Origin of the sequence: Candidatus Poriferisodalis sp., from assembly GCF_965215815.1 — a bacterium.
GTDB lineage: Bacteria > Actinomycetota > Acidimicrobiia > Acidimicrobiales > Poriferisodalaceae > Poriferisodalis.
Genome location: NZ_CBDCEO010000013.1, coordinates 1563824 through 1581642, shown reverse-complemented (window position 1 = coordinate 1581642; position 17819 = coordinate 1563824). Strand labels below are relative to the sequence as shown.

Here is a 17819-nt window from a genome sequence, read left to right as displayed (position 1 = left end):
GCCGTCACCGGACGGCGAGCCGTTCGGCTGCGCTCGCCGACAGGAAATCGACGCTTTGGCGGAACACGTCTGTGTCGGTTTCTTCAGCGTCGGCCATCACGCCGCGCAGGTACCGGTTCAGCACTCCTTCGGATATGGCAGCCAACCGCCAATACGAAAACGCACGGTAGTAGTCGACATTCGACACGTCACGCCCGGACGCATCGGCGTACCAATCCAGCATGTCGCTGCGGGCCGCAAAGCCGCCCGCCTGCGTGGGTGCAGACGTGCCAGCCGACGGTTCGTCGGGTGACACCCAGTTGTTCATGAGGAACCCCACGTCGGCCATCGGGTCGCCGAGCGTGCACAACTCCCAGTCGAGCACCGCCACGATGTCCCCGCCGCTCGTCAGCATGTTGCCCAGCCGGTAGTCGCCATGGACGATGGCCGAGCCGATCTGTTCGGGCTTGCGGGCGTCCAGCTCGGTGGCCAATTCGTCCATGATCGGCAGTTCGCGCGTCTTGGACTGCTCCCATTGACGGGTCCACCGCCGCAGCTGCCTCCCGAGATAGTCCTCGCGGCGACCCAGGTCGCCCAGGCCCACGTCATCAGGCTCGACGGAATGCAGCAGGGCCAGCACATCGGCCACTCTTCGGCTCAGCGACATGCGCTCGCCAGCAGGCACCAGCGCTGACTCCTCAGCGGAGTGCAGCACTGCGCCTTCCTCGTAGCTCATGACGTAGAACGGCGCCCCGTTCACGTTCTCATCAGTGCAGAGCGCGATCGTACGGGGCACCGGCATGTCGGTCTGCCCCACTCCCGAGATGATCTTGTGCTCACGGGACATGTCGTGCGCTGTGGCCAGCACGTGCCCCAGCGGCGGGCGGCGCAGCACCATCGAGTCGCTGTCGGCGCAATGCACCCGGTAGGTCAGATTCGAATGCCCGCCTGCGATGAGCTCGAAGCGAAGCGGCTGCGCGGCCTGCGGAACGTGGGTGGCGAACCAACTGCTTACCGCCGGGGCATCGATGCCCGCGGGAGACATCTAGCCGCCGTAGGTGTAGAAGCCCCGGCCGGTCTTGCGACCCAGCAGGCCGGCGTCGCACATGCGGCTGAGCATCGGCGGCGGTGCGTAGAGCTGCTCGCGGAACTCCTCGTAGAGCGACTCTGCCACCGCCTGGGTCGTGTCGAGGCCGATGAGATCGCACAGGGCCAGCGGGCCCATCGGGTGATTGCACCCCAGCACCATGCCGGCGTCGATGTCCTCGGTCGAGGCGAAGCCAGATTCGAGCATCCGGATGGCGGACAGGATGTAGGGGATCAGCAGGGCGTTCACCACGAATCCGGCCCGGTCCCCGCTGTCCACCACCCGCTTGCCGAGCCGTTCAGTTGCGAACTTCCGGCACTTCTGAGCGGTCTCGGTGGCGGTCAGCAGCGAGGAGATGACTTCGACAAGCCCCATCACGGGCACCGGGTTGAAGAAGTGCATGCCGATGACCTGCGAGGGCCGGTCGGTCGCCATGGCCAGCTTCATGATCGGGATGGCAGAGGTGTTGGACGCCATCACAGCGTTGGGATCGGTGAGCACCTTCGACAGCCTCCCGAACACATCCAGCTTGGCCGCCTCGGACTCGACGATCGCCTCAATCACAAATTCTCGATCCGCCAGATCGTCGAGGTCGAGCCCGAACGACATGGCGCCGAGCGTCGTTTCCCTCCCGGCTTCGTCGAGCTTGCCGGTGTTGACCGCTCGGTTCAGGCTCTTCTCGATGCGCGCCATGCCGGCCGCGAGTGCATCCTCGTCGACTTCGACAATCTTGACGTCGCAACCGTTGCGAGCAGCTACTTCGGCGATGCCGGACCCCATCAGGCCGCAGCCCACCACCCCAATTCGCTCCATAGGCACGACGGGCAATCTACCGGTCTGTCTGCGTTTGCCTGCCGGTAGGTCGGTCTTTGCTCAGCCAACGCTCGCGTTGTCACCCGCGAAATCGGTCGATGGCGTCACGCACGGCGGCCACCACTTCGTTGGAGGTCGCGCCCGGGGTCAGCACCGCTGCCACGCCGGCCTCAGCCATCGCCTCGATGTCAGCACCGGGCACGATGCCGCCGAGAATGACCGGAATGCTCTCGGCACCCGCTTCGCGTAGGCGTTGGACAACCAGCGGCATCAACGCCTCATGGGCGCCCGACAGCATGGAAACCCCGATGGCGTCGACGTCCTCGTCAATGGCGGCAGCGACCACGCTCTCTGGGGTCTGGAACAGGCCGGTGTAGATCACCTCGAAGCCGGCGTCGCGCAGCATCCGGGCCACGACCTTGACCCCGCGGTCGTGGCCGTCGAGACCGAGCTTCGCAATCAGCACCCTTCCGCCCTGAGCCTGCCCAGACATGCGGCGACCCTACAGGTCCGCCTCTCCGGGAAACGGAATCGCCTCGGGCAGCGGGCCGGTGATGACGGGCACCGCTGCTTCGAGCCCCGCGGCCAACCGAAACGCCGTTTCCCAGCCGCTCGGGCGTGCACCGAGCTGGGCCATCGCCACCTCCGCCTCCGAGCGCAGCGCTGCCGTGTCGGGCGCTTCGAAAGACTCGTGGCCGATGGCGCGGGCCAGCCGCACCACCGCTTGGCTGAGCCGGCTGTCGGTGGCGTCGATGAGCACCAAGGCCTGCTCAAACGCAATCTCCATCGCCGGTCGATCCGCGTCGCGCGCATGCGCCAGCGCGCGGGCCACCAGGGCGGTGCGCACATCGAGATAGGTACCGGTGCCGCTCGCCATGGCGAACCGGGACTGCTCCAGCGCATCAATCGTGCGCCCGACAGCCGTATATGCGATGGCCAAGCTGGAGTGCAGGTAGGTGGACGGCAAGTCGTCGGAGCTCACGGCTTCGAGTGCTGTGATCGCATCCTCCGGCCGGCCCAGCTGCAACAGCGCGAGCCCCAGGGAGACCTCCAGGTCGAGCTGGCCGACTACGGCGGTCCGCTCTGTTCGCCTGGTGGGCTCGGGCTGGCTCGCCCCAGCGTGCGGATCGTGCCCAGACGTCCGGTCCCAGCCAGCGCGCACCAGATCGTCCGTGACTGTCTCGGGGTGCCCCATCTGGACCGCGGCGCCCGCTCGGACCGCCCGGGCGAATCCTTCAAGCGGACGACCTGGCATGTCGCTGGCCCGCTGGAAGCACTCCGCCAGCACCGCCCGGCTGCGCTGAAGCTCGCCCACTGCGGCATAGGACCGGCCCAGCAGGCCCAGCGCCTGCACGACGCCGAAGTCGCTGTGCACATCACGGAAGACCTGTTCCGCGGCGCGAGCCCGTTCCACAGCTGCAAGCGCCCGCCCCGACCACAGCCCGAGCGACGCCAGCAGCAGGTCCATCATCGCCTCGGTGAACCGCTCACCGCGCTCGTGGGCGATGGTGTACACCGAGCCAGCCAGGTCCTCGGCCTCGTCGCGATCGCCCGAGTGGAAGCGCAGGAACGCCAGGAGACCTTCGGCGGTCGCCAGGCCGACGGTGTCGCCCAGGTCGACGAATCGTTCGATTGCGGTGGTCAGCCGGCGACCGGCCTCGGAGATCAAGCCCTGCTCGAATGACAGCCACGCGAGGTTCTGCAAGCACCACGCCACGCCGCTCTCGTCGCCGAGATGAGCGAAGGTGCCGTTCGCCTCGTTGATGTAGCGGTCGGCACGTGCGTAATCGCCCGCCCGCAGCGACGCAATTCCTCGAAGCCGCAGCGACTCGGCGGCCTCGCGCACTTCGCCCATGGTGCGGAATTGGTCCAGCGCCTCGGCCAGCAGCTTGTCGGCGGCGGCATGCTCGTCGCCGGCGAGCGCAACTTCGCCCAGCACCCGCAACCCGTGCGCCGCTGCGACCCGGTTGCCGTTCAGGGTTGCCATGGCCCGTGCGAGCTCGGCATCGGCCCGGGCGCCATGCAGCTCGCCGAGCCTCAGTCGGGCCGCGGCCCGGCCTAGTGCCATGTCGATGAGCCGCGGGTCGGCGTCACCGAGCATCTCAATGGCGCGGCGGTAGAACTGCGCCGATGCGTAATGGCTGTCGCGGGCGGCGGCCCACCTGCCGGCCCGCCCGAGCCACTCGATCGCCACCTCAGTCATGCCGCCTTCGAAGGCGTCGCCGTCTCGGTGATCTCGCTCGTTAGCACCAACCCCGAGCTCGACGGCCGAAGCGAAGTGATCGGCGATCAGCCCGACCGCCTCGCTGGAGGGGTCCTCGCGGTTCTGTGCCAGCCACAGCGCGACATCGAGGTGCCGCTCTGCCCGCGCCACCTTGGTCAGCATGCTGTAGGCCACATCGCGCACCACGTCGCTGCGGAACGTCCAGCCGTCTACCTCGCTCGTAAAGATGTCCTTGTCGACCAGTCGCTGAAATATCGCTGGGTCCTGTTCTGCGTTGGGGTCGGGTTCGGGCGACGCTGTCATCTCCAGCAGCTCGCTGATCGAGCCGCCGCCGCCGATCACCGACGCAGCGTCCACCAGCCGGCGTTCGGGTGGGCTGAGCGTGTCGAGACGGGCCGCAACCAGTCCCCGCAGCGTGTCGGGCATTTCCGCCAACGAGCGTTCCTCGTGGTCTGGCCGAGCGCCGGGACCCACCACGCCCGACTCACGCAGCAGGACGCACATTTCCTCCAGGAAGAAGGGGTTGCCCCCGCTGCGCTCATAGAGCTGCTCTGCCACGTGATTGGGAACGCTCACGCCCAGCAGCTCGGTCACCAGGTCGGTGGTGGCCTCGCGGTTGAGCGCGTCGAGGTTCAGCACCACCGTGCTGTGGCGGCCCGGCGGGACCGTCCAGCGATGCTCGTCCATGTTCCAGCGGGCCGTCGTGATGACGATGAAAGGCTGGTTGGCCAGTGCCGCCAGCAGCTGTTCGAGCACTCTGAGCAGCCGTTCCTCTGCCCAATGCACATCGCTGAGCAGCAGCACCACGGGCTGGCGCCGCGCCAGCGCCCCAAGGAATCGACGCAGGGAACGGAACGTGGCTTCGGCGCGCCATTCGATCTCGGCGGGATCGCCGGTGCCGACCCGCCCGAGCACGGCCAGCACCACATCGGTGATCTCGTCGATCTCCTCGAACGTGACGGCGTCGGATGAGCTGGCAACGCCGTTCGGGTTGCCGTTTGTGTTCTGCAGGACATCGGCCACGAGCGACGAGATGCGCCTGGTGGCCAGCACCGTCGAGTCGCGGGCGCTCACCCCCGCTGCAACCGCGATCGCATCGCCCAGGCAGCGCAGCGGGTTGGTCTCGTCATAGGGCAGCGCCATGCTCTCGAGCACCATCGCGCCATGGCGTTCCACGGCGCCCTCCGCCGCCTCACGAGCCAGGCGTGTCTTGCCCATGCCGGCCTCGCCCACGATCTGGCACAGCTGAGCACGCCGCCGGGCCACGGAGGTGTCGATTGCGGAGTCCAGCAGGGCGCTCTCGAGATCGCGCCCGACCAGCGGCGACAGCGACGCGCTGCGGCGGCGGCCGGGCGGCGCCAGCTCGCCGCTGGCCGAAAACACCGTCACCGGCTCGTCGCGACCCCGCAGGCCGATCTCGCCCCGCGGCGTGTATGCGACGATGCCCACCGTGGCTGCCTGGGTGGCGTCTCCCACCAGCACTTCGCCCGCTTCGGCGATGGTCTGGAGACGGCTCGCGATGTTGACGGTGTCACCCATTGCCGTGTAGTCGCCGCCGGCTCGCAAGGCGCCCACCAGCACCTCGCCCGTGTTGATGCCGATACGCATCTGGAGGTCCATGCGGCGCTCGGCGCTGAACGCCTCCAGCGATCGACGCATCCGGAACGCGGTGCGCAGCGCCCGCTCGGGATCGTCCTCGTGCGCTGTGGGCGCGCCGAACAGGGCGAGGATCGCGTCGCCGATGATCTTGTCGACGGTGCCTCCGAACGCGGTGACATCGCCCACGAGCCGCCCGAAGCATTGGTCGACAAGATGCTTCAGCTCTTCGGGGTCGGCGGACTCGCCCATCGAGGTGAACCCGACCAGATCGGCGAACAGCACCGTGACCACACGGCGTTCCTCGGTCTGGACGAGCAGGTTGCCGCAGCTCGGACAGAAACGTGCGCCCGGCGGGACCTCAGTAGCGCAGGCAGGGCACGTCATCACGGCATTCTAGAAACGGCGCCGGAAACGGACCGCATGAATGTTTCCTGAGAACGCTTTGTCCGCGAACGACACGGGCGAAACGCTCAGTAGCGTTCGGCCATGCCTCGCCCTCGAACAGCCACTGCACCTCATCACGCCGTGCAATTCGCCGACGACTCCGCCGTTGCCGCGCAGGCGGTGGATGCCGCGAAGATCTACGGCTCGGGCCCCACGGCGGTGCGAGCCCTCGACGGGCTCAACGTGAGCTTCGCCCGGGGCGAGTTCACCGCCGTGATGGGGCCATCGGGTTCGGGCAAGTCGACGCTCATGCACTGCATGGCCGGCCTGGACACGCTGACCTCGGGCGGGGTCGTCATCGACAACGTGCCGCTCGCCGACCTGTCCGAACGAGAGCTGACGCTGCTGCGACGCGACCGGGTGGGCTTCATCTTCCAGGCCTACAACCTGGTCCCCACGCTGACGGCGTACGAGAACATCGTGCTGCCGCGCCGGCTCGGCGCGCGCGAAGTCGACCGCGAATGGCTCGACGAGGTGGTGGACGCAGTAGGGCTGACCGACCGCCTCAGCCACCGGCCCAGCGAACTCTCAGGCGGCCAGCAGCAACGCGTCGCAGTGGCCCGGGCGCTTGCAGGACATCCTTCGATCGTCTTTGCGGACGAGCCCACCGGCAACCTCGACAGCCGAACGGGCAATGAGATTCTGGAATTCATGGGGACCGCCGTGCGGCAACTCGGACAGACGATTGTGATGGTCACCCACGATCCTGTGTCGGCGTCATACAGCGACCGGGTGGTGTTCCTCGTCGACGGTCGCATCGTGAACGAGATGAGCAACCCACAGGCCGACGACGTGCTCGACGTGTTGAAGCACCTCGGCGACTGAGGCTGCGCCAGAACGATGCTGAAGCTCACTCTCAGGTCCTTCTTCGACCGCAAGATCCGCCTGGCACTCACGACGTTCGCCGTGGTGCTCGGTGTGGCCTTCGTGTCGGGATCGTTCGTGCTGGCCGACAGCCTGCGAGCGGTCTTTGACGACATCGCGGAGGAAGTGGGCGCGCCGATCTCCGTGCGGGTGCGCGGCATTTCAGCGATCGAGAGCAACGACCTCAGCCGCCCCCCCTCGCCGGACTCCCTCGTCGACGAGCTTGAAGGCGTCGATGGGGTGGCCAGCGTCACCGGCATCGTCGAGGGCTTCCCATTCGTCAGCATCGCCGACGGCGAGTTGGTGCGCAGTCAGGGACCCACACTTGCCTACAACTACGAAGCTGACGCCGTCTCGGCGATCGAGATCGTGCGAGGCGATGCACCGGGGACCGGCGAGGTCCTCTTCGACGAATTCGCCGCCGATCGATACGACATCGCGATCGGCGACGTCGTCAATGTCCGCACCCTTGCCGAGCCCGAGGACTTCACGGTGTCGGGCATCGCCAGCTTCGGCGACGAGGACTTCGGCGCCGTATTCGTGCTGTTCGACACGCCGACGGCCCAGCGCCTGTTCGGTCTTCCCGACAGCTTCTCCTACATCAATGTGAGTGCAGCGGGGGCCTTGAGCCCTGACGAGTTGGCCGAACGGGTCAATGCAACCCTGCCCGCAGACTTCGAGGCCGTCACCGGCGAGGTCGTCTCCGACGAGTTCAGTGCGTTCTTCGATGTCATCATCACGGTGTTCCAGAGCGCGCTGCTGGCGTTTGCGGCCGTCGCGCTTGTGGTGAGCGCCTTCATCATCAACAACACGTTCTCGATTGTGTTGGGGCAGCGCATCAAGGAGTTGGGACTGCTGCGCTGCCTGGGCGCGTCGGGCCGACAGGTGCGCACGTCGGTGCTGGTGGAGGCGCTGCTGATCGGCGGTGTGGCCTCGGTGGCGGGTCTGTTCGGCGGTCTCGGCGTGGCGGCGCTCATCAACCAGATCATCAGTGCTGCCGGCGATGGCGGCGGGTTGCCGAGCGGGGGGATCATCTTGGCGCCGCGTACCTGGATCGTGGCCATCGTCGTGGGAATCGGAGTGACGCTGCTGGCATCGCTGTCCCCGGCGCGACGGGCGGCCAGCATCCCGCCGATTGCCGCTCTCAGCGACGACTTCGTGCTGTCCGTGACGCGCACCCGCCGGCGCGTGCTCGTTGGCCTGGCATTTGCCGTCTTGGGCGGGCTGGCAGTGATCCTGGGAGTGCTCGGTGCAGGAGACACCACGACACGCCTGCTCGCGCTGGGAACTGGGGCGCTCTTGCTGTTCATTGCGGTGGCGCTGCTCAGCCCGCAGGTTGCCGCGCCGATCGCTCGGGCGGTGGGTGCGCCCATCGCCTGGATAGGCCGCATCTCGGGAACGCTGGCGCGCAACAACGCTGCGCGCAACCCGCATCGCACCTCGGCCACTGCTGCCGCGCTCATGGTGGGCCTGGCGCTGGTCACCATGGTGCTGGTGGTGGGGACCAGCTTCAAGAAGACGGTGACCTCGCTGCTGGAGACCTCGATCACCGCTGACTACTACGTCGCACCTGCACAGCAGCAGGGACCGGGCGTGTTCAGCCGCCAACTCGCAGTCGAGCTGAACGAGTTGCCAGAGGTGGATCTGGCGATCAGCTTTCGCGGCGGGCCGGGCACGGGCGCGCGGGCGCTGATCGGCGGCGCTGGTCGTGACGTTGCCGGGGTCCCCCGTGCCGCGTTCGGTTCGGTCGTGCATGCGGGCATCATCGATGGCGCCTACGACGGACTCGAGAACGACGGTGTGCTCGTGCATACCGACCCGGCGACTGATCTCGGGCTGTCGCCTGGCGACACGTTGACCGCGGTATTCCCTGACACCACGCGGACCCTCACCGTTGTCGGCGTCTACGACGACGCCAGCATCGTGGGCAACTGGGCGGTTGACCTGTCGACCTACGAGGAGGTGTTTGGGTCATCAATGCAAGATGACGTCTTCGTCGCCGCCTCGGTGGCGCCTGGCATCGATCCCGCCAGCGTCCGTCCTGCGATTGAGACCGTCACCGATCGCTACCCCGAAGTGACGCTGCGGGACGCCGACGAGTTCGCCCAGAACGCTGAAGACCAACTCAACCAGCTCTTGCTGACAGTCAACGCTCTGCTGCTCTTTGCAGTCGCCATCGCCGTGCTGGGCGTGGTCAACACGCTCATGTTGTCGGTCTTCGAGCGCACCCGAGAGATCGGGCTGCTGCGAGCCGTGGGGATGACGCGGTGGCAAACCCGGTGGATGATCGCGGGGGAAGCGGTGATCGTGGCGGTATTCGGTGGCCTGATGGGCATCGTGCTCGGGCTGGTACTGGGTGCGGTTTCGGTGGCGGCGATGCCCGAGTCGTTCGTGAGCGAGTTCGGCGTTCCCATCCTGTGGTTTGTCCTCATCCTGGTGTTCTGTGTGGTGATGGGCACCATGGCAGCGATCCTGCCCGCCCGCCGCGCCGCCCGCATGGACGTCCTGCAGGCCATCTACCACGCCTGAGCAGCGGTTCGCCGCGTCGCGCTGGCTCAGATCGCTACGGGACGATGTGACACCCTGAGGCGAGACTCACGCTGTCCATTCGCGATGTCGAGGAGCTCCCAGTGCCGTTCGCCGAGTACCGCCGATCCCTGCGTACGACCTTCAGCAGTGGACAGGCGACGGAGCACAGCTACCGGCCCCCTCGACGTCCAAGAACTCCCAAGCTCGTAGCGGCAGCTTCATGCCATCGGTGATCGAGAGCCTGCGCAATGCCCGAGGCAAATCAGCGATCTGTTCTCGATGGCGGCGTCGTTCAGGACCGCTGGTCCGCGCGCTGAACACGCATGCGCTCGCGCTTCGTCAACTCGTCTTCAGCGTCGTCCAGCATCGATTGGGCGTGCGGTCGCGCCGAGAACTCATCGTGCAGATCGGTTAGTGGTCGTAACCGGAGATCACGACGCCGACGGAACCGAACCATGCCACCGACGTTAGTTTCGTCGAGCAGCCATCGCATGGCTCGGTCAGGACTTCAGGTCCGCTGAGCGACATCGTGCGGCGGCTTGAATCGCTGCACGACCTGTCCGTGTGCAATTGCTCGCTCGCGTTCTGAGATCATCTCGTCGATGCGCTTTGCGGCAGCGCGGTTGTCGACGATCTTTGCTTCGACCTCGTTGGGGTATGCCTCGTAGAACTGCATCGCAAGTCTGACCTGTCGAACACACAAATCGGCCTCGATGCACACTGTTTCGACAGGGTCGTGCTCGTCGGAAGGCACTTCGTGCAGTGCTCGAATGACCTGCCAGACGTCCGGACCGTCGGCCAAGCTGGCCCGGCGTCCCGACGGACCGTCCATGTACACGATGCCGGGGAACTGGCGGGTCTTCAGGCCCTCATCGATGAGCGAGGCGGCCAACACGGGAGGCGGTAGGTCACTCGCCTCACCCTCGGCGCGCAGACGTTCAGCGAGATCCTCGGAAATCGGAAGAGACACCGCGCGTGCCATGACAAAGAGCGTAGGCGTGTGCCTCGTGCATCAGCTAACGGTTTTTCGCGATCAAGCGCGCAGCGTGGGGCCTCGGTAGCCGGGGGTGAAGCCGTTGGCCAGCAGGGTGTCGTGCATCGGGCGCTCGGCGGCTGGAGCGGCATCGATGCGCGCTAGCTCGACCTTGGCAAGACGCCCGATGGAGAGCGCGTCGCGGAGCGCATCGATCCAGCGCAGGTCGGTGTTGGCGTGCTCGAAGGTGTGCAGGCTGCGGCCGCCCCGGTCAAGCATGACGAGCGGGAAGCCGTCGCAAAGCACCACTTGGCCCCCGGCGGTTCGACTGGGCCGGCCATCGCTTTGCGGCCAGCTGAGGGCGGCGCCGTAAGGCTGGGCCGGATCTGCCGCCCCCAGCATCACCATGTCGCCGGAGCCCTCGCGGTGGTCCCGCAGGCGCTCCACCGCCGCGGCGGTGGCGAACTGAGCGGCGCCGAGGCCCTCCACGAAGTGACCACGCCGCACACTGCCCCGCTCCTCGAGCGCACGCAGGATGCCGTAGGCCGCGGCGAAACCTCCTGGGTGACCCTCGGCCAGCACGCCGGGACGGGTGACGATGCCGTGGCGTTCCAGCAGCGCTTGCGCCGCACCGTGGGCACGCTCAGTCGGCGACGGTGCGGGTTCGCGCAGCGACGACACCAGCGACCAGCGACCCGCCGCGCTCGGCGGCCCGCCGGCACGCAGGCGTCCCGGACGGGGCCGATGACTAGGACCCGAGCGTGTCAGCACACCCGATCGGCCTCGTGACGCACCAGCTGCGCGCCTGCCGGGCCGCTTGGCCTTCGCCGCTCGGCCCTTGCGTGGACCGAGGGCTCGCAGCGGGGCGAAGGTGTCATTGGTGACCAGACCGGCCCACACCAAGTCCCACAAGGCTGCCAGCACCCGCTCGGACAGTCCGGACAGATCGGCTGGCGCATCGCCTGAGGTGGCAGCGTGCACCGCCGCGAACAGATCAGTCCAGAACGCGGCGCCGCGCTCGCCGAGGTGATGGAGCACGGCTGCCGCCACGGGGTCGTCGGGCTCGTCGTCGGGCGGCGGCGCCAGGGTGGCGATCTCGTCGCGCCAGTAGAGGCGGATGCGACCGTCGTTGGGGCCGAGCGATCCCGCACCAATCCACACCAGCTCTCCACTGGCCAGCAGCGCGTCAAGATCGGTCCCGCTGTAGCGGGCCAGGCGAGCCGGCAGCACGTCGGTCTCCAAGATCGACGCCGCAACTGGGGCGCCCGCCAACTGGGTGATGGCATCGGCCAGCGCATCGGCACCCCGTCGGGGCCGGTCGATGCTGTGCCAGGCGGACAGAAAGCGGGCGTAGGCCTCGGGCGGCACCGGTTCCACCTCGCGGCGCAGTCGGGCCAGGGAGCGCCGGCGCACGGTTCGCAGCACCGTCATGTCGCACCACTCGGTGCCCGTGCCGTCAGGCCGGAACGCACCCCGGGTCACCCGGCGGGCCGCCTCGAGGCGGTTGAGCGCCGCGGTTGCCCGAACCTCCGGAATGCCCAGTCGCTGCGCGGCCGACTCGGCTACAAACGGCACATGCGTTGCTGCGAAGCGAGCAACCAATTCGTCGAGCGGATCGGTGCCTTGATAGGCATCGACTGTCAGCGCAGCCGGCAGGCCGACCGGCAAGGCGCACCCCAGTGCGTCACGGCAGCGCGCTGCGTCCTCGACGGCGACGTAGCGGGTCTCATCGGCAATGCGAACCTCGACCGCACGGCGCTCGGCCACCAGCTCGGCCAGCCAGCGCTCTCCCGGCGGCGAGCCTGACGGGTCCGGCTCGCAACGGTGCGTGATTTCCAACGCCGTGAGATCGCCAACTCGGCTCAGCACATCAGCGAGCTCGTCCCCATCGCGGGCACGGCGGCCGTCAGCCAGGCGCTGAAGCTCGAGCTCGAGGGTTGCCAGTACCTCGGCGTCGAGCAGCTCGCGCAACTCTTCGGCACCCAGCAGGTCGGCCAGCAGGTCGCGATCCAGCGCCAGTGCCGCGGCCCGGCGTTCAGCCAGCGGCGCGTCGCCGCCGTACATGAAGATCGAGATCCAGTCGAAGAGCAGGCTCTGGGCCATCGGTGAGGCACCGTCGGTGTCGACGGTCACCATGCGGATCTTGCGGGACTTGATGTCGCCCAGCACCTCGGTCAGCGCCGGCACGTCAAACACTTCCTGCAGGCACTCGCGGGAGGTCTCCAGCAGCATCGGGAAGCTCGGGTATTTCGCCGCAACCTCCAGCAGTCCTGCCGAGCGCTGGCGCTGCTGCCAGAGCGGGACCCTCTCGCCCGGCCGTCGGCGCGGCAGCAGCAGGGCCCGGCCGGCAACCTCCCGAAAGCGAGACGCGAACAGTGCCGTCGAGGGCAGGTGGTTCACGATGGCTTCGCGCACCTCGTCGGGATCAAGCGCCAGATCGGGAGCATCGAGGCCCGGCCTGCTTTGCAGACCCGCCTCGTCGTCTGGAGACCAGACGTCGCCCAATCGAAGCACGATGCCGTCGTCGCTCCACAACAGCTCGACTGATCCTTCGCCGCTGTGGGCAGCCCCTTGCGCGAGCTTGGCCTGCAGCGCAATGCCCCACGGGGCATGCACCCGGGCGCCGAACGGGGTGAGGATGCAGATCCGCCAGTCGCCGATCTCGTCACGGAACCGCTCCACGACGATCGTGCGGTCATCGGGCACAACGCCAGTCGCAGACCGCTGCGCGTCCAGATACCGCAAGATGTTCTCTGCGGCGGTGCGGTCCAAGCAGTTTTCGCGCTGCAGACGCTCAATGAGCCCAGTGACTGCATCGTCAGAGCTGTCGGTGGCGAAGTCGAGCGGCAGTGGGTCGGGCAGCGCGTCGCCGACCGAGCGGATGAACGCCCCCACCGCCCGGCCCAGCTCGAGCGGCCGGCCGGGCCCGTCGCCGTGCCAGAACGGCATCTTGCCAGGCTCGCCCGGAGCGGGTGTGACCACGACACGGTCGAAGGTGATCTCGGCAATTCGCCAAGTGGACGCCCCCAGCAGGAACGTCTCGCCCACGCGGGCCTCGTACACCATCTCCTCGTCGAGCTCACCCACACGCGATCCGTCGGTGGTGAACACCGCGTACAGACCCCGGTCGGGAATGGTGCCGGCGTTGGTGACCGCCAAGCGGCCTGCCCCCTGGCGAGCACGGAGCATCCCGGTGGTGCGGTCCCAGACGATGCGCGGCCGCAGCTCGCGGAATTCCTCTGACGGGTAACGGCCGGCGAGCAGGTCGAGCACCGACGAGAACACCTCTTCGCTGAGCTGTTCGTAGGGAGCGGCACGGCGCACGACACCAAGCAGGTCGTTCATCGACCAGTCGTCGACCGCGACCATCGCCACGATCTGCTGGGCCAGCACGTCAAGCGGCTGGCGGGGGAAGCGGATTGATTCGATCTCGCCCGTTCCCATTCGCTGTGCCACCACTGCCGCCTCGACGAGATCGCCGCGGTGGCGAGGGAAAATCTTGCCCACGCTCGGCGCGCCGACTTGGTGACCCGCGCGCCCGATGCGCTGCAGTCCCGCCGCCACCGACGGGGGCGAGGCCACCTGGATCACCAAGTCCACCGCGCCCATGTCGATGCCGAGCTCCAGCGATGAGGTGGCCACGATGGCGCGCACACGGCCCGCCTTCAGGTCGTCTTCAATGCCCAGCCGCTGCTCGCGGCTGAGCGACCCGTGGTGCGCCCTCACCAGCTCAGCACCCTCCGGCGGTGAGGTGCCTTCGGCCTCTGCAGCGCGGTTCAGACCGTCGAGATGCAGTTCGTTCAATCGCGAGGCCAACCGTTCGGCCATCCGGCGAGCATTGGTGAAGATGATCGTGGATCTGTGCGCGTAAACGAGCTTCAGCAGGCGCGGATGGATGGCCGGCCAGATGCTGTTGGAGTGAGTCTGCGGCGCTGTGTCTGATGGCGCCACCTCACGCGGCGCTGCGAAATCATCGTCGTGATCGACACGCACGTTGCCGTTGGGCGCTCCTGCAGCGCTGGCAGCTGCCAGGTCGCCCATGTCGGACACCCCGACGATGACCTCCACGTCGAGCTGAGAGCTCATGCCCGCATCGGTGATCTCGACGTGTCTGGAGGCCGGCTGGTCGGGATCGTTGCCACCGAGGAACCGGGCGACCTCAGACAGTGGTCGTTGGGTAGCCGACAAGCCGATCCGCTGCGGTGGCTCGACGGTCAGCTCGCACAGCCGCTCCAGCGACAGCGCCAGGTGCGTGCCCCGCTTGGTGGCGGCCACCGAGTGGATCTCGTCGACGATGACCCAGCGCACCCATCGCAGCGTCTCGCGCGCCTTCGAGGTCAGCATGAGATACAGCGACTCGGGCGTGGTGATGGCGATGTCGGGTGGCCGGGTGATGAGCCGGCGTCGCTCAGCGGCGCTGGTGTCGCCCGTGCGCACGCCGACGGTCGGTGTGTGCACATCGGTGCCAAGGCGCTCGGCGGCCAGGCCGATGCCAGCCAACGGCGCTCGCAGGTTCTTGTCGACATCGACTGCCAGCGCACGCAGCGGCGACAGGTACAGCACCCGGGTGCGTTCGGCCCGTGGCGGCTCGGACTCGGACATGACCCGATCGATGGCCCACAGGAACGCGGCGAGCGTCTTGCCCGAGCCCGTCGGAGCGGCGATCAGGCAATGCCGGCCTTCCGCGATGGTCTCCCATCCCGAGACCTGACATTGCGTCGGCGCGGCAAATGTCGAGGAGAACCACGCCGCAGTGGGCGTGGAGAACGCCGCGAGCGAAGGGTGCGTGTCTAGCTCGGGGGATTGAGAGTGCCGTCGAATCCCTGATTGTGGCTGCCGTCGCACATCGGCTTCGTGTCCGACTGGCCGCAGCGGCACAGGGCCACGACCGAGTCGCTGTCGGCCACCGAGTTTCCTTCGTGGTCGGCGATCTGGCACGAACCGCGAACCAGCAGCGGTCCGTTGTTCAGCACTGTCACCGTGACATCAGCCATGTGGTTCTCCCGAGTTCACCTCGACCGCATCGGCGTTTGCGGCGTTGGGGCCAGTGTTGCACGACTCGGCGCCGCGCATGATCTCCGCCCCGAGCGGATCGGGCAGCGGCTGTGAGTACACCACCGCAACTCTCTTGGTCGCGCGAGTCAGCGCTACGTAGAGAGCCCGCAGGCCCTGGGGTTCCTCATCGACCAACGCGCCGGGTTCCACCACCACAACACCGTCGGTCTCGAGGCCCTTGCACAGGCGCACGGGCGCCAAGGTGACGCGCGGATGCAGCGCACCGGTGGCGTTGCGGCTGGCCGCGGTGGCGCGGCCGAAGTCCACACCAGCATCTGCCAACAGCGCTGCGATCTCGTCCATGAACTGGGCGGGCGACACCACGAGCATGCTCCCGCCGTCAAGCGCCACAGCCTCGGATTTCACCGTCTCAAGCACTGTGTGAGCCAAGCTCTGGGACGCAGAAACAAATCGAGGCGGCGATCCGTCGATGCGCACGGCAGCAGGCGGCGCGAGACCGGGAGCAACTGCTGCGAGCACACGGTTGGCGAGATCGAGGCTGGGCTGGGGAATGCGATAACTGAGGGTGAGCTCAGCCAGCCGCGGAGGCACCGGACCCGACGGCAGGTGAGCGAGAATTTCCTGCCAACTCGGCGGCGCGAGGGCAGACGTGGCCTGGGCGATGTCGCCGACCAGCGTCATCGAGCCGTTGAGCGAGCGCCTGGCAATCATCCGCAGCGCCATCGGTGGCTGGTCCTGGCACTCGTCGACCACGATGTGCCCGTACGTGCGCATCTCGGTGTCGCTGCGTCGCTTGCGTGAGCGCGACCGTGGTCCCAGCACGGAATAGGCCTCGTCGAGCAGCGGAACGTCGGCATCGCTCCACTCGTAGTCATCTTCGCTCTCGCCGCGGGGCCGATACAGCGATTCCCATTCGGCGTCACTCAGCACGCCGGCCGCCGCTGAACGAAGCAGCGCGCGTGAGCCGAACAGGTCGCGCAGCAGCTGTGCCGGCGTCAACAGCGGCCACATGCGCTCGAACGCCGCCAACACCTCAGGGTGACGGGCGAATCGGTCACGCAACTTGGTGGGGTCGGGCCGACGCCGGTGAGAGGCCGACATGGCCGCGTACACCTCCTGCTCCACGAAGGCACGGCCCGCGTTGTGATGGCGGAACCGACGACGAGCCTCGGCCACGATGGCGCGTGACGTGCTCTTGGCGAGGGTGACGTAGCTCAGCCCGAACTCCAAGCCAAGGTCGCTGCGGAGAGCTCGTTGGCGATTCCTCACGGCGTTCACGATGACCTGCGACATGCGGGCATCGCCCTTGGCGCGGGCGACGTCGGGCGCGTCTGCAAGTCGAATCCTCACCTCGGGGAAGATCTCGTTGAACAGATCGGCCAGCACGAACAGGTGCACGCCGACCTCGCCCAGGCTGGGCAGCACGCGCTCGACGTAGCGCAGGAAGAGCCGATTTGGGCCGACAACCAGCACGCCTTGGCCTGCGAGCGGGAAGCGGTACGTGTAGAGCAGGTAGGCGGCACGGTGCAGCGCCACGATCGTCTTGCCGGTACCGGGGCCGCCCTGGCAGACCAGGATGCCTTTGCGTGAGCTGCGGATGATCTCGTCCTGCTCGGCCTGAATGGTGGCAACGACCTGCCGGAGCTGGCCGTCTCGACGCTGTTCGAGGGCCGCGTAGAGCGCCCCGTGGCCGTTCAGCCGCGGTCGGCCATTGTCGGAGGAGTCGCCGTCGAGAGCGTCGAGGTCGAAGACCTCGTCTTCCAGATCTGCAAGGACCCGGCCACGGCACACGAAGTGGCGGCGCCGCAGCAACCCCAACGGATCGCCGCCGGTCGCACGGAAGAACGACTCCGCGACCGGGGCCCGCCAGTCCACCACGACGGGCTCCTGACGTTCGTCGGCAACTGCCAGCCGGCCGATGTAGAAGGTCTCGCTGGGGCCGGTGGCATCGGGATTGGGAGCGTCGTCGCTGGTCTTCACCGACCGGTCGATACGGCCGAACACCAGAGACGACGAACCCAGCTCGAGCTGGCTGAGGCGCCCTGCCACGGCGTCCTCGATGACATCGCGTTCGAACCGCGCCTGCCGAGTGCCGCCGCGGCCGACTTCGACCATGTCGCGCAACCGCGTCGCTCGCTCCCGGGAAGACTCCAAGAGCGCGTACGCGCGGTCGATATGTGCTTGTTCTGCCTGGATTTCCGGATGGCTCACGCTTGGCTCGTCACCGTTTTTGAGGCTGATCAAGGCTACTTGGGGCGGGTGGTATCGGCGCGCCTATTGGCGCGCGCAAA

At 67.6% G+C, this 17819-nt stretch carries 10 protein-coding genes; 2 read left to right on the top strand and 8 right to left on the bottom strand.

The features are described from left to right. Positions 1–4: 4 nt before the first annotated feature. The 4 genes from ACOOHB_RS17175 to ACOOHB_RS17160 all read right to left on the bottom strand — a co-directional run bounded on the left by ACOOHB_RS17175 (position 5) and on the right by ACOOHB_RS17160 (position 6086). On the bottom strand, positions 5–1024 hold the full coding sequence (locus ACOOHB_RS17175; protein ID WP_420446021.1) for a phosphotransferase family protein: 1020 nt from the start codon (positions 1022–1024) through the stop codon (positions 5–7). Beyond that, positions 1025–1879, bottom strand: coding sequence for a 3-hydroxybutyryl-CoA dehydrogenase (locus tag ACOOHB_RS17170; RefSeq protein ID WP_420446932.1), 855 nt, complete (start codon positions 1877–1879; stop codon positions 1025–1027). 79 nt (positions 1880–1958) lie between these two features. Then, positions 1959–2372, bottom strand: a complete 414-nt coding sequence (locus ACOOHB_RS17165) for a cobalamin B12-binding domain-containing protein (protein WP_420446020.1) — start codon at positions 2370–2372, stop codon at positions 1959–1961. A 9-nt stretch (positions 2373–2381) separates the two neighbouring features. Beyond that, entirely contained in the window at positions 2382–6086 is a 3705-nt protein-coding gene (locus tag ACOOHB_RS17160; protein ID WP_420446019.1) for an adenylate/guanylate cyclase domain-containing protein, read from the bottom strand. A gap of 102 nt (positions 6087–6188) precedes the next feature. Between ACOOHB_RS17160 and ACOOHB_RS17155 the strand changes: the two genes are divergently transcribed. Both ACOOHB_RS17155 and ACOOHB_RS17150 read left to right on the top strand, forming a co-directional pair. Beyond that, positions 6189–6971 carry an ABC transporter ATP-binding protein gene (locus tag ACOOHB_RS17155; RefSeq protein ID WP_420446018.1) on the top strand — a complete coding sequence of 261 codons (783 nt, stop codon included), beginning with the start codon at positions 6189–6191 and terminating at the stop codon, positions 6969–6971. A gap of 15 nt (positions 6972–6986) precedes the next feature. Continuing rightward, positions 6987–9539, top strand: coding sequence for an ABC transporter permease (locus ACOOHB_RS17150; protein WP_420446017.1), 2553 nt, complete (start codon positions 6987–6989; stop codon positions 9537–9539). Positions 9540–10047: 508 nt separating this feature from the next. Here the strand turns inward: ACOOHB_RS17150 and ACOOHB_RS17145 are convergent. The 4 genes from ACOOHB_RS17145 to ACOOHB_RS17130 are packed head-to-tail and all read right to left on the bottom strand — an operon-like array spanning position 10048 to position 17739. After that, on the bottom strand, positions 10048–10521 hold the full coding sequence (locus ACOOHB_RS17145) for a hypothetical protein (RefSeq protein ID WP_420446016.1): 474 nt from the start codon (positions 10519–10521) through the stop codon (positions 10048–10050). 51 nt (positions 10522–10572) lie between these two features. Further along, positions 10573–15333 carry an Lhr family helicase gene (locus ACOOHB_RS17140; protein ID WP_420446931.1) on the bottom strand — a complete coding sequence of 1587 codons (4761 nt, stop codon included), beginning with the start codon at positions 15331–15333 and terminating at the stop codon, positions 10573–10575. After that, a complete protein-coding gene (locus ACOOHB_RS17135) occupies positions 15303–15506 on the bottom strand; it encodes a CDGSH iron-sulfur domain-containing protein (protein WP_420446015.1) in 204 nt (67 codons plus the stop codon). The genes ACOOHB_RS17140 and ACOOHB_RS17135 overlap by 31 nt, the downstream gene beginning before the upstream one ends. Continuing rightward, a complete protein-coding gene (locus tag ACOOHB_RS17130; RefSeq protein WP_420446014.1) occupies positions 15499–17739 on the bottom strand; it encodes a HelD family protein in 2241 nt (746 codons plus the stop codon). Before ACOOHB_RS17130 ends, ACOOHB_RS17135 begins: the two co-directional genes overlap by 8 nt. Between the last annotated feature and the right edge of the window lie 80 nt (positions 17740–17819).